We start from the raw sequence: 20,532 nt of genomic DNA, 5'->3' as shown, positions 1-20,532 counted from the left end.
CAGGGCACGTTGAAAAGTGCTTGGATGACTTGTGGCTAGGGGTGAAATTCCAATCGAACACGGATATAGCTGGTTCTCTCCGAAATAGCTTTAGGGCTAGCCTCGATAAGAGTCTACTGGAGGTAGAGCACTGAATGGGTGATGGCCCCACCTCGGGGTACTGATCTCAATCAAACTCCGAATGCCAGATAGATATGATCGGGAGTCAGACTGTGGGTGATAAGGTCCATGGTCAAAAGGGAAAGAGCCCAGACCGCCAGCTAAGGCCCCCAAGTGTCCGTTAAGTGGAAAAGGATGTGGAGATGCACAGACAACTAGGAGGTTGGCTTAGAAGCAGCCATCCTTTAAAGAGTGCGTAATAGCTCACTAGTCGAGTGACTCTGCGCCGAAAATGTACCGGGGCTAAACGGACCGCCGAAGCTGCGGATTGACACGAAGTGTCAGTGGTAGGAGAGCGTTCTAACAGCGGAGAAGCAGTACCGGAAGGAGCTGTGGAGCGGTTAGAAGTGAGAATGCCGGTGTGAGTAGCGAAAGATAGGTGAGAATCCTATCCATCGAAAGCCTAAGGTTTCCAGGGGAAGGCTCGTCCGCCCTGGGTAAGTCGGGACCTAAGGTGAGGCCGAAAGGCGTAGCCGATGGACAACAGGTAGAGATTCCTGTACCACTTAATAAACTGAAGGAGTGACGGAGAAGGCTAAGTTGAGCGTGTGAATGGATTCACGTGTAAGCAGTGAGGTGGTCATGTAGGCAAATCCGCATGGCGAAACATTGAGCTGTGATGCCGAAAGCCCGAAAGGGTGAAGTCAGCTGATGTCACGCTTCCAAGAAAAGCTTCTAGGGATAATTTATTAGGTGCCCGTACCGATAACCGACACAGGTAGGCGAGGAGAGAATCCTAAGATGAGCGAGAGAACTCTTGTTAAGGAACTCGGCAAAATGACCCCGTAACTTCGGGAGAAGGGGTGCTTGTGAAAGCAAGCCGCAGTGAAAAGGCCCAGGCGACTGTTTATCAAAAACACAGGTCTCTGCTAAACCGCAAGGTGATGTATAGGGGCTGACGCCTGCCCGGTGCTGGAAGGTTAAGAGGAGAGGTTAGCGCAAGCGAAGCTTTGAATTGAAGCCCCAGTAAACGGCGGCCGTAACTATAACGGTCCTAAGGTAGCGAAATTCCTTGTCGGGTAAGTTCCGACCCGCACGAAAGGCGTAACGATCTGGGCGCTGTCTCAACAAGAGACTCGGTGAAATCATAGTACCTGTGAAGATGCAGGTTACCCGCGACAGGACGGAAAGACCCCGTGGAGCTTTACTGTAGCTTGATATTGAGCACTGGTGACACATGTACAGGATAGGTAGGAGACGAAGAGACCAGGACGCCAGTCTTGGAGGAGTCGCTGTTGGGATACTACCCTTGTGTTACTGGGGTTCTAACCCGTGGCCATGAGCTGGTCAGGGGACAGTGTCAGGTGGGCAGTTTGACTGGGGCGGTCGCCTCCCAAAGAGTAACGGAGGCGCCCAAAGGTTCCCTCAGAATGGTTGGAAATCATTCGAAGAGTGTAAAGGCAGAAGGGAGCTTGACTGCGAGACCAACAAGTCGAGCAGGGACGAAAGTCGGGCTTAGTGATCCGGCGGTACCGAATGGAAGGGCCGTCGCTCAACGGATAAAAGCTACCCCGGGGATAACAGGCTGATCTCCCCCAAGAGTTCACATCGACGGGGAGGTTTGGCACCTCGATGTCGGCTCATCGCATCCTGGGGCTGTAGTCGGTCCCAAGGGTTGGGCTGTTCGCCCATTAAAGCGGTACGCGAGCTGGGTTCAGAACGTCGTGAGACAGTTCGGTCCCTATCCGTCGTGGGCGTAGGAAATTTGAGAGGAGCTGTCCTTAGTACGAGAGGACCGGGATGGACACACCGCTGGTGTACCAGTTGTTCTGCCAGGAGCATAGCTGGGTAGCTACGTGTGGAAGGGATAAACGCTGAAAGCATCTAAGCGTGAAGCCCCCCTCAAGATGAGATTTCCCATTCGAAAGAAGTAAGATCCCTTGAAGACGACGAGGTAGATAGGTCAGGAGTGGAAGTTTGGTGACAGATGAAGCGGACTGATACTAATCGATCGAGGACTTAACTAAATAGGAAAGGCAAAAACGAGCGGTTATCACAGGCAGAAAGTGAAAAGAACTGAGGAATCACGAAGGTGATGAACAGTTATTGAACTTTACCACTGTGATGCGAGAGTTGCCGGACAAGAAGAAGTAAGCAGAAGATATCTAGTTTTGTGAGATTGATAAGATCTGACAGAAGGTCTAGTGATAAGGGCAAGGAGGGCACACCTGTTCCCATACCGAACACAGAAGTTAAGCTCCTTAGCGCCGAGGGTAGTACGCAAGTGCGAGAGTAGGACGTCGCTAGGCCGAAAAAAATGCGGGTGTAGTTTAATGGTAGAACTTCAGCCTTCCAAGCTGACTGTGAGAGTTCGATTCTCTTCACCCGCTCCAAATAGCCAATTAACATCCTTCGGGATGTTTTTTTATATTATGAAGCTTAAATCGTATGTTGTGGGAGATAAAGAAGGATACGAAATGAGATTTCCCGTCTATTTATAAAAAATCTATAAAAATAGCTTGCATTTATGGGTTCCATCATTTAGAATATAACTAACAATTTAGTTTGAATAAATCCTTTGATAAAGAAAGTAGCAATAAGTTAAACTGTTAAGCGAGCTAGTGAGGGTGGGAGTCTAGTCAGTACTTATTCGTGAAACGCCCTTTGATGGAGATTATCACAAATATATGATAAGTATAGAGTATGATAATCGGGTACTCCCCTTACAGAGCAGAGTGGATACAATTTAGTTGTATTAATTAGAGTGGTAACGCGGTGAATCATCGTCTCTTATGGTAAATAAGAGGCGATTTTTTTTATCTGTCATAATTTCTAATAAATTTAACTATAATGTATCAATAAGAGTGGTACCGCGGTAAAAGATCGTCTCTTATTCAAGAGAGGGTCTTTTTTTCTTGGTCAAAAAGGAGCTCAAATTAAATCATGAAATTTAAGAGGAGGAGATTGTAATGAAAAAGGTATTATTAATGATCATGCTCGTATTCATTGGAATGGTAGGATGTTCAAAACAGGGGGTTAGCATTGAGGATATTCAAAAGGAAGGAACGCTTTTAATCGGGTTATCGGGGGATTATCCTCCATTTGAGTTTTATAAAATGGTAGATGGGAAAGAGACACTTGTTGGTTTTGACGTCATGTTAGGTGAAAAAATTGCGGAAGAACTAGGCGTAGAGGTTAAATTTAAAAATATGGACTTCAACTCATTAATTGGGGCCTTACAGTCAGGGCAAGTGGATATGGTTATTTCAGGAATGTCACCTAATGAAGAGCGTTTAAATCAAGTTGATTTTTCAGACTTTTACTATACGGGAGAAAATGCAGTCTTAGTCAGAAAAGAAGATGCTGATCGTTATCAAACAACAGAGGATTTAAAAGATGTTAAAATCGGGACACAATTAGGTAGTATTCAGACACCAATTGCGCAATCATTAACAACAAATGTGAAAGAACTCGCATCAACACAATCCATTGTTTTAGAGTTAAGTAATGAAAATGTTGAGGCCGTTATTTTAGGAAATGATATTGCGGCACGTTATGCAGAACAATTTGATAACGTGGTTGTCTCAGACATTAAAATTGAATCTGAGGAAAAAATGGCCGTTGCCTTACCAAAAGAATCAACAGAATTAACAGAGCAAGTCAATAAAATTATTTCTACATTAAAAGCCGACGGAACCCTTGGAAAAATGTTAGAAGAGGCAATGCAGTTGGCAAACTAGATGATGCTTTTCTTTAAAGATAAAGAATAGCCAGATTACAAATGAAAAAATATAGTTTAAACGCCGTGACACAACGTTCGGTGAAGAGTGGGATCCTATTTAAGGAATAGGGTTCCTACATTTAAAAAGGATTCCTTTAAAAAGGCTAAAAATTCCTTTACTAACTTCTAAAAGAGTGAGGAACGAGAATGAGGGAGCCTGTTAGAGGAAAAGAAGAATTAAAATGAAGTAGGTGGAAAAATGTTTGACTTTATTATTGATTATTATCCCATGCTTTTAAAGGGAACTGGGATCACAATATTATTAGCTTTATTAACGGTTGTTTCAGGAACATTAATCGGAATTTTAATTTCTATTTTAAGATTTAATAATAAAGGGATTATTGGTAAATTACTCAATAAGTTAGCGGATGCATACATCGCCTTTTTCCGTGGAACACCGCTCATGATTCAGTTATTTATTTTTTGGTTTGGGATTCCTCAATTATGCGGAATTCGTTTAAAACCTCTTGGTTTTATTCCAGCAGAATTTATCGTAGGGGCAATTGCCTTAGCTATTAATTCAGGGGCCTATGTAACCGAAATTTTTAGAGCAGGAATTCAGGCGGTCGAGGTTGGACAAATGGAGGCGGGACGTTCACTTGGATTAAGTGAACGACAAACGTTAAAGCATATCATTTTACCACAGGCCATTAAAAATGTTCTCCCTGCACTTGGAAATGAGTTTGTTGTTATTATTAAAGAATCTGCTATTGTTTCTGTTATTGGATTGGCTGATTTAATGTATAACGCAGATAAAGTAACTGCAGCTACATTTAATGCGTTTGGTGTTTATATAGTAGCTGCCCTGATTTATTTCCTTTTAACATCAGGCTGCTCAAAACTTGTGACTATATTTGAAAGGAGATTACAACAAGATGCTTAAGGTAAAACAATTATCAAAGTATTTTCACGGAAAACAGGTGCTTCATGAGATTGATTTAGAGATTAAAGAGGGAGAAATTGTAACTATTATTGGTCCCTCAGGATCGGGAAAGTCAACCTTATTAAGATGTTTAAACTTACTTGAAATTCCGGAATCAGGGGATGTTTTATTTGAAGAAACAAACCTTTTAGATAAAAAAACGAATTTAAATGAAATTCGTGAGCAAATCGGGATGGTATTTCAAAGTTTTAATTTATTTCCAAATAAAACAGTTGGAGAAAATATTACATTAGCGTTAAAACTTTTAAAAAAAATGGATGAGGCGCAGGCAAATGAAATAGCTCTGGGGTTATTAAAACGTGTTGGCTTAGAGGATAAATTTAATGTCTATCCCTCTAAACTATCAGGGGGTCAAAAGCAACGTGTTGCGATTGCTCGTTCACTGGCCTTAAAACCAAGGGTGATGTTGTTCGATGAACCGACATCTGCATTAGACCCGGAAATGGTAACCGAAGTACTTGATGTGATGAAAGAGTTAGGAGAAGAGGGAATGACCATGGTCATTGTTACCCATGAAATGGGGTTTGCTCGACAAGTTGCCTCACGTGCCATTTTTATTGATGGTGGAAAAATCTTAGAAGATACTACGCCAGAAACATTATTTACTCGACCGACGCACCAACGAACGAAAGAATTTTTAGCAAAAGTATTATAAAGTCATAAAAAGCTACCAGCGAAAAGGCAGGTAGCTTTTTTTCTCGTTCATTAATTTCCTCGGAAATTAAGAGAAATATTCGAAGATTAGCAGGGAAAGAGGGATGATATAGAAAAAAACTGAAATTTGTTGTATAATAGGAAAATAGGAAGGGGGGGCAATGAATTAGTTATGAGAGAGAAAAATTAGGTGTGTGAAGAAGGGAATGAAATAGAGCTTTAAGTAAAAATGGGAAAAGGGGGAATTGTTTTTGTTAAGGGTCTTATTGGTGGATGACGAGGAGGATGTTTTAAATAAACTTTTTTATATTGTCGAATGGAAGCGCTTTGGTTTTTGTGAGGTGAGACGATGTAGTGATGCAACAGAAGCACTGATACTCTTGTCTCAGGAAATGTATCATTTAGTGTTTATTGATTTAAAAATGCCTAAAATATCGGGGATTCAGTTAATTCAAGAGATGAAAAGGCGCTATCATCGGGCCCTAATTGTTGTGCTTAGCAATCATGAGGACTATGACCAAGTGTCCCAGGCCATGCGATTAGGAGTGTTTGATTACTGTATCAAGAAACATTTAAATTCCGAGGAGATGCAATCTTTGATCAGGCGTGCATCGATTTGCTATCCGACGAGTCAGGAGATGGCACACACAGGTCCTTTTCTTTTGTATTATCTTACTTTTCAACGCAGTCTCGACACCAGACACGGTAAGTTAGTTGAAGAGCGAGTTAAAAAAGTATTTCTTGGATGTAATGTTTTTCGATTAAATGATAGTGGATTTGCCGTGGTTATCGCAAAAAATGGAGTTTTTCATGAAATCAGTTGCTTCGATTATTGGATGAAACTGCGTGCTCAATTAAGGGACACCTTAAAGGTGAAGAATGAGGTCTCCCGTGGAATTATGGTGGAGTCTATAGAAGCGTTACGGAATTACCTGACTTCGGGGATTGAAGAAACAGCTAGCTATTATCGACAAGAGGTATTTAATAGTTTAATCTACATTCATCAATTCTACATGAAACGAATCTCAGGATGCGAGTTAGCACGAATGGCCTGTTTACATGAATCGTATTTAGCCCGTCTTTTTAAACAGGATACTTCTAAAACGATTTGTACCTATATTAATGAATTAAGGGTATATAAGGCGACAGAACTGTTGAGAATTCCTGGTATTAAGATTAAGGAAGTCGCCCAATTAGTTGGCATTCAGGATCAACTGTATTTTAACCGGTTATTTAATCGTCAATGTGGGGTTAGTCCGAAGCGTTATCAGGAGAGAATAAAGTTCGACGGCATCATTTAGAACAATTCGATAGAATATGAAAAAAACTGTCTTTTAAAAGGCAGTTTTTTTCATATTTTTGTTGAATGATGACTAAAATGAAGTAGGAGGCGATGTAAATGAAAAAGGGGTGGCTTCTTGTTGGAACTCTTTTTTTACTAAGCGGATGCATAAATAGTGGAGAAAATAAACTTTCTTCTGTTAATCGGGTGGAGGTTCGATTTGGAGAGGAGGTTAAATCTACGATTGAAGAGCCCGAGGATGTCGAACAACTTGTTGATATTTTATTGAAAGCAAAAAGAGGAAATCTTGTTCGTGAAGAATCCTATGTCTTATCTGAACCGCTTGTTTATGAATTTTATGAGGGGGATCAGTTGGTACAGACGGTGCTGTTTAATGGGGAGGATACGACGCGCATCTTAAAGGGAGGACTTTGCTATGAAGTAGAATACGAGGGGATTTCTGTATCAGAGTGGTATGAAAAGTTAATTCTTCCTTAAGAAAAAATTAAGAATGATTCTATCTTTTTATTAAGATTTTTGCGTTATAGTTTTAAAGTAAACGAATGAGGTAGGAGGAGGCGGAAGTCGATGAAAAAGGAGCGACGCATGGGATATTTCAAGAATGAACAAAGTATAGGTTATATTCTCCAAAATCTGATGACGGTAGCTTTAATTGTTGGCGTGATGATTCATTTCGTTATGCGATAAAAAAATGTTGGAAAATATCAAAATTAATGTATAATTGTAAATAGATAATAGAGTATTGTCGTTAAGGGGGATATAAGGTCGATGCAGCGTAAAGCGATGTATTATGGTGAGCAAAATCATGTTGGAATTGGATATGTATTGAAGAATATGATGACGATTCTTCTTGTTGTTTTAGTGATGTATCATTTCATAATGAAAGGTTGATGATTTCTAAGGTAGAAATCATCTTTTTTTATGTGACAGATTGTAATATTAAGTGCGACAAATAAAAAAAGCTCATAAATAGAATTCTTTGTTATAGAATGAAGTTACCACACCAAATTCTTAACAAGGAGATCTATTTATGAGTTATAAACATCTTAACACATTTGAGCGTACACGTATAGAAGTTCTTTCAAAAATGGGTTATTCAACGAGACAAATTGCGGGGCAATTAAATCGTCATCATTCAACCATTGCTCGTGAACTAAAACGAAATACTCAAAAGACGTATCAAGCAGAGCTAGCAGATGAATTAGCCGAGCAACGTCGCTTAGTTTGTCATCGTCCAGAGACCAAATCTGAAGAAGTTATTCAAACCATCCAACATTATTTAAAGTTAACCTGGTCGCCTGAACAAATTTCTAATACGGTTTTAAAGGGTGTTATTTCATTCAAAACTATTTATCGTTGGATTTATGACGGAACGATTTTGTTAGGGGATTTAAGCTGTTTAAGGCAAAAGGGAAAACGCCGAAAACCACGAGAAACACGCGGACGATTTAACATTGGGACATCAATTCATCAACGTCCGAAAGAGGTAAAAAAACGTCAGGCATTTGGTCATTGGGAACTTGATACAGTTGTTTCAAGCCGTGGTAAAAGTAAAGGATGTTTAGCTACATTTATTGAACGTCAAACACGATTTTATGTCGCCGTTAAAATCGAAAATCGCTCAGCATCTGAAATGTACCGAGCGATTAGTGAGTTATATGAACATTTTCCTAAAGACACCTTTAAAACTTATACCGTTGATCGAGGAAAAGAGTTTGCTTGTTATTCCAAAGTAGAAGCAGATTTAAAGGTTCCTGTTTACTTCGCTGACGCCTATTCCTCTTGGCAAAGAGGAAGTAATGAAAATGCCAATGGTCTTCTTCGAGAATTCTTTCCGAAGAAGACGGACTTAGCACGAGTTAGTGAGAAAGAGATTGATGAAGCCCTCCTCCTCATTAATCATCGACCACGAAAATGCTTAGGTTGGAAAACTTCATTCGAGCTATTTCATGAGAAACTGTCGCATTTGTATTGACAATTCGTCATGTAGAAATATAATTCATGATAAACGCCTCGGGGTATTAAGAAATTATTAAGAATTAATCATGTTTTTTATTAAGATATTTAGGGTAAAATGGGGGAAGTGATAGTTTATTGAAAGGTGGGTTATGAATGAAGAAGCGAGCTAACATCCATAAAGTGTTGATTAGAGTGATCGTTATTCTGATGATTGGCTTAGGTGCTATCGGTATTTATTCACGCTACCCGCAAATGCGAGAGCGTGCCATTAAAATGACGGATAATTTTTACGAGTCTTACATGTTTTTGTGGAATTTTTCCGAAGGAATCTATTCGTTAGACAGTGTCTTAAAAGAAGGGGAAGCAAGTCAGTTTTATACGTTGTCGCAAAGTTGGCAACGGGATTACCAAAAGGACATGGATTATTATCTTAAACAGGGGGATGAGGTATTAGAACATAAAGGGGATCAATTAGCCGAGCTATTAACGGAAGGGGCAGCCGAAAAGACGGATGATTTGTCAGCGTATCAGTATGTGCTCGCCTTACAATTTGATGGGGAAGGACAACTAACGATTAAGAAGATTATCGGGGCCAGTTCGACGGAAACACGGCAACGATTAGAAGGGTATTTATCAAACTATCCAACCGATATCAAAGATACAACGATGGTTTTTGGTGTCCATCAGAGTTTGTCTAAGGATGGATTGCTCAATCATAAAATTGAAAATTACTTAGGTGGGGAGTATTTACAAATTGTCGTTGTCTATTTAGTATCCATTACGCTTATTGTTTTAGTTATTGTCTTTATCCTCCCATTTTCGTGGTTTGAGGAACTTGCTACTGTACGAGGATTATTGCTTGTTCCATTGGAACTGAGATTCATTTTTGTCATTGTGACGGCAATTGCCTCAGCGTTTGCTCCACTCCTTGTTGTGCTGACGCAGGCTCACCAGTGGACACAGTTGATTGACCCTGCACTTGTTCATTGGATTAACCTCATTTGTTGGGGAGGATTTATTGCGGTTGTCCTACTTCATGCCCTTTATGTAAAAGAATTTTTTGTGATTGGCCCATGGCAGATGATTCGTCAACATACGATTTTAGGTCAGTTAGTCTATTTTTGGACTCGACCAAAAGTAGTGGTTGAAACAGAAACAGTAGAAAAAGTGATTTTCAAGGAAGACCCTCGTGTTGATTTGATGGTTTCACGTCTGGAACTTTTAAAGGAAACGTTAACGAGAGTGAAGCATTCTGTTGAGAATACCGCCGATATTGAAAATGTTGCTGTCCAAATCGAGTCTCTTTTGAAATTATGTGCACTAAATCGCCCAAAGACAACGGTTAATTTAACGAAACTCATCTCTGATACATTAGTGCAATTGGAACAAGAATATATACCATTAGAAGTCAAACTAAGATTTCCAGAAAAGACAGTATCTATTCAGGCGAATGAGGAGGACTTAAAACTCTTGATGGATTCTTTATTAATGGGAATTGCCACGTCAGCTTTACAACAGACGCGCGTGTATTTACAATTAGCAGAATCGGAAGATTTAGTGGTGTTTACAACACGTAGTGTGATTCGCTCAGAGGTGAATGAGACATGGCCTGCAAGTTTAAATCAGTTAGCCGAGTATATGGATGCCCAATTAGAAGTAGTAATAGATGGGGATTTATTAAAAATGGATATCGCATTTAAAAAATAAAAGAGGGGTGAACCCCCTCTTTTATTGTAAAAAAGTATACTTTTTAGGTCGATAATGGTATAATTTGTTTGAAATTGTTAAGAAATTTTTATTAACAGTTTAAAGGATGTAGGCCAAAAAAAGTAAAATGAGGTGTATTGAAGTGAAGAAACGATGGAGTTTGCTACTTATGAGTGGTTTATTATGTTTGGCAGGGTGTCAAGGAAAGACGCAGCAAAATGAAATGGAAATGGTGACGTCGATTCAGGAGCCAGTTGAGATTGAGTTTTGGCACGGAATGAGCGGGGCGTTAGGTGAAACAATGACGGAATTAGTAGCCGATTTTAATGAAGGAATTGGAAGCGAAAAAGGAATTAAAGTAAAGAGTACATACCAAGGTAATTACGAAGATTTAAAGGCTAAAACGATGGCTGCGATTAAAGCCGGAAATAATCCCGCAGTTATTCAAGGGACAGTTAATAATATCATGGAGTTTATTGGGTCTGGGATTGTTCAACCGTTAGATGATTATATTTTTAACCAAGAAATCGGAATGAATGATTTCGAAGATATTTATGAAGGGTACCGTTTAGAAAATTCAAGTTATTGTGAGGATCAACGCTACTATGCTTTACCGTTTTCTAAATCAACAGATTTACTCTTTTATAATCGCACATTTTTTGATGAACATGGATTAACCGTTCCAACAACGTGGGATGAGTTAACGGAAGTTTCTAAAAAGATCTATGAATTGACGGGGAAAACGGCGTTTAGTATTGATAACCCAGCGAATTATTTAATTACTTATTTAATGCAAGCAGGGGCTGAGTATACGAATTCAAAAGGAGACCTACTTTTTAATAATGAGGCAGCGATTGAGGCATTAACGATGCTTCAAGATAATGTGAATGCAGGGTATTGGCGTTTAGCAGGTGAGGATAGTTTTTCATCAGGTCCTTTTTTAGCTGAGAATGTTTATTTATATATTGGATCAAGCGCAAGTGAAGCTTTTTTACCAGAAGAAAACTTTGTTTGGGAAGCGGCAATGATCCCACAATTAAAAGTTGATCAACCGCAAAATATTCAACAAGGAAACAATGTTGCCATTTTAAACAAAAATAAAACATCGGAAGAGGTTTATGCGGCTTTTGAATTTATTAAATATTTAGCATCTGATGAAGCAAACTTAAAATGGGCAACAAGCACGGGGTATTTACCTATCCGTGAATCAGTGGCGACGTCAGAAGACTATGCGTCATATGTGCAACAGGCCAAGCAATCAGCTAAGGAAGCGGGAATTGAAGCTGCAAAGAGCGGATTTGTTGAACCGCTGTTCTTAATGGATCATAAAAATTCTAATTTAGTCCGTACCGAAGTGGGAGCAATGATTGAAGAAATCGTGTTAACAAATGCTGATGTTGTTGAAACAATTGAACGCTATATTCAAAAATTAAATTAGGAAAAAGGGACAAGTATTCCCTTTTTTATGTTATAAATACAAAAAACGGAAGCCTATTTATGGTGTAGGAACGACACCTCTCACAACGTATGGCAAGCCAGGGCAAAATGTTTAGCCTTCTTTAATCAGGATTTATAAGGGTTTCTTTGTTTGAAATAAATTAAGAAATGGCACTTGATCGGGTTCAACTAAAAATTAGCTCTAATAGGGCTTCATTAGTAATGACAAAACGCCTAAATGCGACTGCTGTGATGTGGCAATTTTTATCAACTTTTTGTTAAAAAAATATTTAAAGATGAAATATGGGTGGGTAAAGTATATAGAGTCTATATGATATATAAATTAAAAAAGTAGCTGAGTGGCTACTTTTTTAATTTATTTTTATCTTCTCTTAATTGGCTAACAGTAAGTACGGGTAATCCCGTTTTAAACGCAATTGTTGTGTCATCTAGAACGTCTAATAGGTTCTTGGCGATTTCTAAATCCCGTTGCATCTTTCCTTGCTCAATTCCTTCATCTCGTGCTGTTTGTAGACGGCTTGTTTCATCAAGTAGAGCCTTTAAGCGAGCCTCATAGTATAAACGGTATTTTTCATTACAGCTTAGGACAAGGAGTTCGTCCTTTGCTTCGCGAATCGTTTCATCCTGACGTGCCAACTCATAGCTGACTTGACTTTCGGGATGTTTAATAAATTCGAGCCAGGCTTCTAATTGTGTTTTTATTTCATCCGCATGGTGGATGTCTTTTATCTTATCTAATTCAATGAAATGGATTTCTAAAAGGTCGCTTAATTGTTCATTTCGCTCGCGTTCTTTTAAAACGTAACAACTATGATACTCGGCAGTTTCAAGTAAGTCAAAAGATAAGAGATTGATGCAGACTGTTCGTTCTAACTTCTGATAAGGAATACCACTTTGAAGTTGCCCAGAAAACAAACGACTCCAATAAAATAAACTGCATTCAATCATATTTTTTTCATCTGCCACTTGAACCTCGACATTAATTAACTCCCCTTTATTGGTGGTCGCTAAAATATCCAAAGTCCCCATTTTATCCTCTTTGTATTGCTTGTCAATAGTTCGGTCCTTAAAGGTAATCGAAGTAATCGGTTCATCTGGCGTCAAAACGGCATTTAAAAATGAAATTAACAGTTCTGGTCTCTTCTCGTTTCCAAACAGCCCCTTAAATACAAAGTCCATTGTTGGGGGTAATAATACCGGTCCCACGTTTTCTCCAGCCCCTTTCGGTTGTTTCATTAAATCATCTAAATTTATCATAATTAATTACCTCCATTATAACATATTAACGATGTCAAAACCTCTTTCTATCTTACAATACGCGTATAAACGGAGATTTCCTTTTTAAATTAAAATATTTTGAATCTTCACAGCAAATGGCACGTGATCGGGTTCAACTAAAAATTAGCTCTAATAGGGCTTCATTAGTAATGACAAAACGCCTAAATGCGACTGCTGTGATTCGGCTATTTTTATCAACTTTTTGTTAAGACTCAATTCTTGTGGTGATCCTGAAAATGGATTAGTTAAATTTAAGCCTTTAAAAATAGCTCGTTTTTGCCTGACAGTTAATGCTAGATAAGTTAATATGTAAAAAAAGGAAGATGGGTGATGGGGTGAAACAGATACTATATAAAAATCCAGTGGCTTCAATGGTGACATTAAATTTATTTACTTTTCTTATTTATATATTTTGGTTTTATAAAACAATCGGTATTTTGATTTTTATCCCGTTAGCTGTTTTAAATCGACGGGTTATCATCAATCATCTAACTCTTACGCAATTAAGAAAACTCATTATTTATGGGAGTTTCTTTTTAATGTTTGGGGGTTCAGTTTGTTATGGTCTTTATCTCATTAATTTTGTGTCAAGATAACGGATGAGTTTCAAAAATTAAATGAGGTAAAAGGAGGATTTGAAAGAATCCTCCTTTTAATATTTATATAACTTTCATAATCGAAACGCTACCATTTATCATAAGATAAAGTAGGGCTTTATCTGTGAGGGAGGCGGATGAGATGAAAAGAGTGATGCGATTGATTGTTTATATGATGCCCTTAGTGATTGTGTTTTTAGGGGAAGTATTAGCTAAAACAGAGGGAAGCCGAGCCCAAATTTATGTTCCTTTATTAGCATTATTTCCATTTCTTTATTTTTTGCAAGGAATGCTCGTTTCTTTTTATGGAGGAAATTTGCATGTCGCTGTTATGATGACTTCCATTTCCTATGCCATCACGCTTTGGCTATTTTTAAGTCCAGCTTCATGGGGAATGATTTTGATTTATCTACTTGTTGTCTTCTTCCTTGGATTATTTTTGGAAATGAGGCATAAGCACTAGGAAATGGCAGGTTAGTGAAAGCTATTTTCATAAAGTTGAGCGAGTTCTTTAAGACGACGATCGATTCGTCGTTTTTAATTTGGAGGAATTCACGAAAGGGGTTTTAGTGACCACTTATGTTTATTAGATGAAAAAGGCTCTTTCACTTCAAGGGAGTCTTTTTTTCATTGAAAAAAGCCCGATTCGAATCGGGCTTTAATAATGACGGCAACCGTTTTTTTGGATGAATCCACCGTGTTCTAGTTGATAAAATTCATGAGATTCTCCGACGACGCGTGGTAAGGAACCAATTCGTAAAACTGTCGTGGCGTGAGAGGTTGTCGCAGGTTCAGTGTAAACAGCTGTGTTACTAATGACTTTAACGACGAAACTTTCCGGTAATGGTTGTACAACTTCATTTGATGATTGATCTAAGACATGACAAGCTTCTTTAGCAATCCAACCCACTTTTGTTTTAAAGTGTTGAGGTGTTTCGCTTGTGACTGCAAAGACTTGGTCCTTTGCTAGATGAGCGGTGACCTTTGATTGAGGATTGTCCTCTTTGTGCGCTGTACACGATTCATTGATTGCAACTAGAAATTTATCTTTTGGGACATAAAAACTTGACGCATTAAATCTAACATTTGCCATTTTTCATCATCTCCCTTAGTGAAACATCGTTTGCCATTAGTAATATATGTTTCTAAACAGAGAAATACGACAAGATAGGATGTTGTTTTTGAAAGGGGCAATGGGCTGAAAAAAGGAAGCCTCTTTTCAAGGCTTCCCATCAGTTATTTGTTGTTTTTTAACCACATGATGGCATTATAGGCGTGCATCGCGGCACCAGTAGGTAAAATATCTTCATTAAAGACTACTTTTTCATTATGCATCGGTTTTCCGAATAATGGGTTTTCCTGCTCTGTTCCAGCTCCAAGTAAGAGATAAACACTTGGCACATGGTAGGCGTATGACGCAAAGTCTTCAGAACCCATGCCTCCCTGTTCAAATTGAATGACAGCCTGCTCACCAAGTAGGTCTTTCATATAAGAAGTTATTTCATGTGCTAACGGTGTATCATTCGTTAGCGGTGGAACAGAAGAGAGCTCAATCAGTTCAGCCGAGCCTCTAAACATTGTCGCTGTAGAAACGACGATTTCATTTACTCGATTAACCATGTAATCTAAAAGTTCCTTATCAAGGCTGCGGATGGTTCCCTCCATCACAACTTCTCCGGGAATGACGTTCGGTGCTTCCCCTCCAACAAATTTTCCAATGGTGATGACAGCTGGTTTTGAAGGTGACACTTCACGTGCAATGATTTCTTGAAGTGCGAGGTAGATATGGACGGCGATGTTAATCGGATCAACACCTGTTTCTGGCATTGCCCCGTGGCACCCTGTCCCCTTAACTACAATTTGGAATCGGTAACATCCGGCAATCGTTGTGCCAAGTCCACATAAAACGAGATTAGACGGTGTTTGGGAGTGAACATGCATCGCCAAAGCGGCATCAACTTTAGGATTTTCTAAGACACCGGCTGCTATCATTTTTTTAGCCCCGGTGAAGCCTTCTTCATCAGGTTGGAAAACTAGCTTAACGGTTCCCTCAAGTTGATCCTGATTCTGTTTTAAGAGTTTTGCAGCCCCAAGGAGCATGGCAGTATGCATATCGTGTCCGCAAGCGTGCATGCAACCATTTGTTGATTTAAAGTCGCAGGCTGACGTTTCTTTCACTGGAAGAGCATCCATATCGGCACGTAGCATTATGGTTTTTCCAACCGATCCTGTAAGGGTCGCTACAATTCCACTTTCACAAATTTCAATCGGATCATAACCCAATGATTTTAGTTGTTCCATGACATAAGCTTTCGTTTGAGGTAAAGTTGCGCCCACTTCAGGAATTTGATGAAGGGCGCGACGGTAACCGATTAATTCGTTCTTAATGGCTAGTGCTTGTGTTATTAATGTGTTCATCGGAACATCCCCTTTTTCTTTAATTTTATTGATTATAAAACATTATACAACAAAATTTTAAGATTCTTAAAGGGTGAATAAAAATCTCTCTCTTATGATGCACATCACGTCAGGTGAACAGGGAGGGCGTGAACTTAAACACGAGCACACGGTATTAAAAGAGATCGATGTCTTTCCTCTTCTAAAAGGCTCATTAAACCATCATCGTTTTTAAATAATCCGCAATATTGTATAGTGCCGCGCCAATAGCGGGGGTGTATTTTCCTTCAATTCCAAGAATAATATTTTCACGGGTGAGTGGGAAAGGGGCAATTTCTTTTAAGTAATGTTGAATAAAGGTGAGATCTTCTTGATTAAAGTAAGGGGCAAGGTGTCCGCTAATAATGACGACGCCATCGACGATAACGGTAATATTTCGAATCGCCTCTGCCAAGTGAGTCAAGTAAGTTTTCCAAATGGTTTGACAGTGATCATCGCCGGCGCGTAACTTTTCAAAGAAGTCAGGAACACTCATTTTTGCTTGGGAGACAAGTGCATGGATAGAACAGTAAGTCTCTAAGCATCCACGGGAACCGCAGTAACAAGTGGGGCCTTGTTTATTAAGGGAGAGGTGCTCAATAATTCCACTTCTCATTTGAAGTCCATTATGAACTTTACGGTGGGTCATAATAGCGCCACCTAGGTTTTCATTTAAAAGGAGAAGGATGGCACTATCAAGCTCTTGGTGGTGCCAAAGTTCGAGGTAGGCAGCTGCCTTAGAGTCGTGAGTCAATCGACAAGGATAGGGAATGAACTCAGCAAGCGTCGAGCGTTTTAACTGGTCATTTTGAAGGATGGGGCCATAACTGACGGACTCACCATCTGAAGAAATGATGCCTTGAATAGCAATGGATACACCTAAAAGGCGATCGGGGTTAATGTTGTTTTTTTCGATAAATTGTTGAACGAGCTTACCTATTGTTTGATAGTACGGTGTTTCATCCGAGTAGGGGATGGGATGGGTTTGTTTATGCGTGACCTCACCGTATAAGTTGACGTGGACAAGCTGAATACAATCCTTTAAAATGCCAAGACCGATTGATGTTCGGGCTAATTTATTAATGGTGATTAAGTGGGCACGTCTTCCCCCTGTTGATTCTAAATATCCCGTTTTAAGGATAAGTTCTTGATCTTCTAGCTCTTTAAGATTTTGGCTAACGGTGGAAAGCCCCATCTGTAAAGATTGAACCAATTGTAGTTTTGATGTTTCCTTCTCTTGATAAATGGCAGTGTAGACTTTCTTTAAATTAATTTGTTTAATGGCCATGGTGGTCATTCCTTTGCTTATCATCGGGTACCTCCTAGTTTTCATCATCTATTTCAATCTAAATATAAACGCAAAAATGTTGCTCGCCAGCGATTAGAGTGTGGGTCTTATCAGGGGGGGCGCGTGTTGCCAGCGTAGGAATTGGCGTAGAGATTTAGGCAAGGAAGAGTTAGACTCATTCAGATTTCTAGGGTCGCTATCGTCAATTTTCTTTTGGATCGGTGAGGAAAAAATAAGGATCTGTGAGAGAATGCGACCACTTGTGCACTCAAAATTACACAAAGTCTGGCTAATCTTTTTCACGGTAAATATTTAACAAGAAGTGGTGGGCAGTGCTAGGCTGCGAGAAACATTTAGGACAAAATCATCCAAAAGAGCCGATTTTTTTAGTTTTAGTTTATATATAGAAAATATTTCTGTTTTTCTCTAGTCGTAATTATAGTACATTCAAGGCAATAAATCAAAAAAAGCTCAAGGGAGTAAAAAAAATATAAAAAAAATTTTAAAAAAGCGTTTACAAAACAGAAAGTTTAGGCTAAAATAAACTTACACTTAACATTAAGTCTAAAGTTAAAGTGGAAAGTTTCTAGGAGAGAAAGGATGAATAAAATGAAAAGTGCGGTATTTTACGGGAAACATCAATTGAAAGTAGAGGAAGTGACTCTTCCTGCTGTTGGAGAACATGAGGTATTAGTTGAAGTAAAAGCATGTGGTGTATGCGGGACGGACGTCCATATTTATGAAGGTGATGAGGGAGCGGCACCTGTTACACCACCGACCATTTTAGGACATGAATTTTCGGGGGTTATTAAAGAGGTAGGTACCGCAGTTAAAAGTTGCGCGGTTGGAGACCGTGTGAGTGTGGATCCGAATTGTTATTGTGGGGTTTGTGATCCATGCCGAAATGGAATGGCACATTATTGCGAAAATATGATCGGGTATGGAACAACAGTGAATGGTGGATTTGCTGAATACTGTGTGGTTAAAGAAAGCCAAATTTATAAATTAGGTGATCATACGTCTTTTGAGCAGGGAGCAATGGGGGAACCTGTGGCTTGTTGTTTACATGGAATTGATATGTGTGAAATTAAACCTGGACATCAAGTAGTGGTCATCGGTGGGGGAATGATTGGATTATTAATGATTCAATTGGCTAAATTAGCGGGGGCAGCAAAAGTCGCTTTATTAGAGCCAGTCGCGAGTAAACGTGAAGTGGGATTATCGATTGGAGCAGACGTTTGTATCGATCCGTTAACAGAAGATGTTGAAAAAGTACTTAAGGAAAATGGCATGACATGGATTAATACGGTTATTGAATGTGTTGGGCGAATCGATACGATTGAGACAGCGATTAAGGTTGCAGGAAATAAAGCAGTTGTCATGATGTTTGGATTAACAAAACCCGAAGAAGAGTTACGCATTAAACCGTTTGAAATTTTCCAAAAAGAGTTAGTCTTAAAAGCGTCTTACATTAATCCATATACACAAAAACGTGCGTTAGATTTAATTGATTCAGGTCGTTTAGATGTTGAGAGCATGATTTATGAGGTATGTGGACTTGAACAATTAGAAGAGATTTTAAGCGATCCAAAGTTACGTGCGAAAGGGAAGTATTTAATTTCTCCTTCTAAATAGGAAGAGATTAGAGGGGGGATAGTATGAGTCCAGCATTTATTGCAGATCCACAGCGGCTAGTGATAGCCGCCTTATGTGGCGTTTTGTTATTACTCGTTTTAATTGTTAAATTTAAGCTTCATCCGTTTATTTCGCTCCTTATTTCCGCGTTTGTTATAGGACTTGGAAGCGGTCTTCCTGTCCCAATGCTTGTGTCTGCTGTTGAAGAGGGAGCGGGACAAACGTTACAGGGGATTATCTTACTGATTGGACTGGGATCTATGTTCGGGGGAATATTAGAGGTCTCAGGTGGGGCCCAGGCAGTAGCCCAAGCCTTAATCAAAAAATTCGGTGAAAAAAGAGCGGGACTTGCTCTTGGGTTAACAGGGTTAGTCGTAGGGATTACCGTATTCTTTGAAGCAGGTGTCGTTATTTTAATTCCACTGGCTTTTGGGTTGGTGAAAAAGACGAAACGATCAACGCTTTATTATGTGATTCCGTTATTGGCCGGATTGGCCTCAGCCTTTGCGTTTATTCCACCTTCTGCGGGCTCAGTGCTAGTCGCTAATCTTTTAGGGGTTGACCTAGGGATTATGATCGTCGTTGGTGTGATTGTCGGGCTAATGGCCTTACTTGTGGGAGGAATCTTTTTCTCACGCTTTATTGGTCATCGCTTGCATACCACTTTACCGACCAATGTGTTGGAAGTAGAGGAAATTGATGAAAGTCAACTTCCATCTTTTAAGCTAGTGGCAACTATTATTCTCATCCCACTTCTTTTAATTCTAGCGAGTACTGTATCGGTTTATCTTGAGGGGCTTCGCCCGATTCGACCGATTCTTGAGTTTTTAGGGACGCCGTTTGTGGCATTAGTGATAGCTGTATTAAGTGCCGTTTATCTTTTAGGGATTAAACAAGGGTATAATGCGGAACAAGTGCGAAAGATTTTAGAGCGCTCTTTACGGCCAACTGGACAAATTTTACTTGTCATTACAGGTGGAGGTATAATTAGCTTTATTTTACAAGCTTGCGGCGTAGGAGAACTTGTGGGTGGCCTATTAGAAAGTAGTGGCTTACCTTATGTTTTAGCAGCTTTCCTCATTGCTGGATTTATTCGTTTTTCTGTCGGAGCTGCGGTTGTGGCGATGACGATGGCTGCCGGAATTATGGCATCGATGCCTGCTGTGATGGAATTGTCACCCCTTTATTTAGCCGCCATGGTTTGTGCGATTAATGGGGGAGCGACGGCCTTTAGTCACTTTAATGATTCAGGGTTTTGGTTGGTGAGCTCACTTTTAGAAATCGATGAAAAAACAACATTAAAATCATGGACAGTTATGGAAACATTAATTGGAGTGACAGGGTTGGTTTGTGCCCTTGTGATTTCGATGTTTGCTTAAAGTCGAAAAAAGGAGG

17 protein-coding genes, 1 tRNA gene, 2 rRNA genes and 1 other annotated feature (1 of these 21 cut by a window edge) are annotated in these 20,532 nt (G+C 39.5%); of the genes, 16 read left to right on the top strand and 4 right to left on the bottom strand.

All coding sequences use genetic code 11. From position 1 onward, the window contains the following. From VXM77_RS08165 to VXM77_RS08110, 12 genes are all read left to right on the top strand, one after another. Positions 1-2,126: ribosomal RNA gene (locus VXM77_RS08165) — 23S ribosomal RNA — on the top strand; it begins 768 nt to the left of the window's first position. Positions 2,127-2,299: 173 nt separating this feature from the next. After that, positions 2,300-2,408 (top strand): 5S ribosomal RNA (gene rrf, locus VXM77_RS08160). Positions 2,409-2,418: 10 nt separating this feature from the next. Next, positions 2,419-2,492 (top strand) — tRNA-Gly (locus VXM77_RS08155). A 176-nt stretch (positions 2,493-2,668) separates the two neighbouring features. Next, positions 2,669-2,893, top strand: a binding site (T-box leader). Between the two features lie 175 nt (positions 2,894-3,068). Then, entirely contained in the window at positions 3,069-3,839 is a 771-nt protein-coding gene (locus VXM77_RS08150; RefSeq protein WP_161832913.1) for a transporter substrate-binding domain-containing protein, read from the top strand. Between the two features lie 240 nt (positions 3,840-4,079). After that, on the top strand, positions 4,080-4,763 hold the full coding sequence (locus VXM77_RS08145) for an amino acid ABC transporter permease (RefSeq protein WP_338505957.1): 684 nt from the start codon (positions 4,080-4,082) through the stop codon (positions 4,761-4,763). Then, a complete protein-coding gene (locus VXM77_RS08140; RefSeq protein WP_161832915.1) occupies positions 4,756-5,478 on the top strand; it encodes an amino acid ABC transporter ATP-binding protein in 723 nt (240 codons plus the stop codon). Before VXM77_RS08145 ends, VXM77_RS08140 begins: the two co-directional genes overlap by 8 nt. Positions 5,479-5,728: 250 nt before the next feature. Continuing rightward, entirely contained in the window at positions 5,729-6,778 is a 1,050-nt protein-coding gene (locus VXM77_RS08135) for a response regulator (RefSeq protein WP_338505953.1), read from the top strand. Positions 6,779-6,876: 98 nt separating this feature from the next. Next, positions 6,877-7,257: a hypothetical protein gene (locus tag VXM77_RS08130; RefSeq protein WP_161832917.1), complete on the top strand. Its 381-nt coding sequence runs from the start codon at positions 6,877-6,879 to the stop codon at positions 7,255-7,257. 291 nt (positions 7,258-7,548) lie between these two features. Beyond that, the gene (locus VXM77_RS08125; protein ID WP_255421511.1) at positions 7,549-7,671 is read left to right on the top strand and encodes a hypothetical protein; all 123 of its coding nucleotides are present in this window, start codon (positions 7,549-7,551) and stop codon (positions 7,669-7,671) included. Positions 7,672-7,810: 139 nt separating this feature from the next. Continuing rightward, positions 7,811-8,755: an IS30 family transposase gene (locus tag VXM77_RS08120; protein WP_289461060.1), complete on the top strand. Its 945-nt coding sequence runs from the start codon at positions 7,811-7,813 to the stop codon at positions 8,753-8,755. 137 nt (positions 8,756-8,892) lie between these two features. Next, positions 8,893-10,446: a hypothetical protein gene (locus tag VXM77_RS08115; RefSeq protein ID WP_338505950.1), complete on the top strand. Its 1,554-nt coding sequence runs from the start codon at positions 8,893-8,895 to the stop codon at positions 10,444-10,446. Positions 10,447-10,615: 169 nt separating this feature from the next. Beyond that, positions 10,616-11,884, top strand: a complete 1,269-nt coding sequence (locus VXM77_RS08110) for an ABC transporter substrate-binding protein (RefSeq protein WP_237658990.1) — start codon at positions 10,616-10,618, stop codon at positions 11,882-11,884. 362 nt (positions 11,885-12,246) lie between these two features. On the opposite strand, the gene VXM77_RS08105 is transcribed toward VXM77_RS08110, so the two are convergent. After that, positions 12,247-13,161 carry an Rpn family recombination-promoting nuclease/putative transposase gene (locus VXM77_RS08105; protein ID WP_338505945.1) on the bottom strand — a complete coding sequence of 305 codons (915 nt, stop codon included), beginning with the start codon at positions 13,159-13,161 and terminating at the stop codon, positions 12,247-12,249. Between the two features lie 356 nt (positions 13,162-13,517). Here VXM77_RS08105 and VXM77_RS08100 point away from each other — a divergent pair, with 356 nt between their 5' ends. Then, on the top strand, positions 13,518-13,778 hold the full coding sequence (locus VXM77_RS08100; RefSeq protein ID WP_161832795.1) for a hypothetical protein: 261 nt from the start codon (positions 13,518-13,520) through the stop codon (positions 13,776-13,778). Between the two features lie 142 nt (positions 13,779-13,920). Beyond that, positions 13,921-14,241 (top strand): hypothetical protein, encoded by a 321-nt coding sequence (locus VXM77_RS08095; protein WP_161832794.1) that lies wholly within the window; start codon positions 13,921-13,923, stop codon positions 14,239-14,241. Positions 14,242-14,436: 195 nt separating this feature from the next. On the opposite strand, the gene VXM77_RS08090 is transcribed toward VXM77_RS08095, so the two are convergent. The 3 genes from VXM77_RS08090 to VXM77_RS08080 form a co-directional block, all read right to left on the bottom strand. Then, positions 14,437-14,871 carry a hypothetical protein gene (locus tag VXM77_RS08090; protein ID WP_161832793.1) on the bottom strand — a complete coding sequence of 145 codons (435 nt, stop codon included), beginning with the start codon at positions 14,869-14,871 and terminating at the stop codon, positions 14,437-14,439. A 143-nt stretch (positions 14,872-15,014) separates the two neighbouring features. Next, positions 15,015-16,196, bottom strand: a complete 1,182-nt coding sequence (locus VXM77_RS08085; protein ID WP_161832792.1) for a M20 family metallopeptidase — start codon at positions 16,194-16,196, stop codon at positions 15,015-15,017. A 193-nt stretch (positions 16,197-16,389) separates the two neighbouring features. Next, a complete protein-coding gene (locus VXM77_RS08080; protein WP_338505942.1) occupies positions 16,390-17,526 on the bottom strand; it encodes an ROK family protein in 1,137 nt (378 codons plus the stop codon). A 576-nt stretch (positions 17,527-18,102) separates the two neighbouring features. Between VXM77_RS08080 and VXM77_RS08075 the strand changes: the two genes are divergently transcribed. Both VXM77_RS08075 and VXM77_RS08070 read left to right on the top strand, forming a co-directional pair. Further along, positions 18,103-19,137 carry a zinc-dependent alcohol dehydrogenase family protein gene (locus VXM77_RS08075; protein ID WP_237658988.1) on the top strand — a complete coding sequence of 345 codons (1,035 nt, stop codon included), beginning with the start codon at positions 18,103-18,105 and terminating at the stop codon, positions 19,135-19,137. Between the two features lie 23 nt (positions 19,138-19,160). Beyond that, complete coding sequence (locus VXM77_RS08070) at positions 19,161-20,516, top strand: gluconate:H+ symporter (RefSeq protein WP_338505939.1); 1,356 nt, start codon at positions 19,161-19,163, stop codon at positions 20,514-20,516. Positions 20,517-20,532 lie beyond the last annotated feature (16 nt).

It is taken from the genome of Turicibacter sp. KK003, assembly GCF_037014675.1.
GTDB classification, from domain to species: Bacteria; Bacillota_I; Bacilli_A; order MOL361; family Turicibacteraceae; genus Turicibacter; species Turicibacter faecis.
The sequence above is the reverse complement of the archived record's forward strand: the minus strand, read 5'-3'. Positions and strand labels throughout refer to the sequence as shown.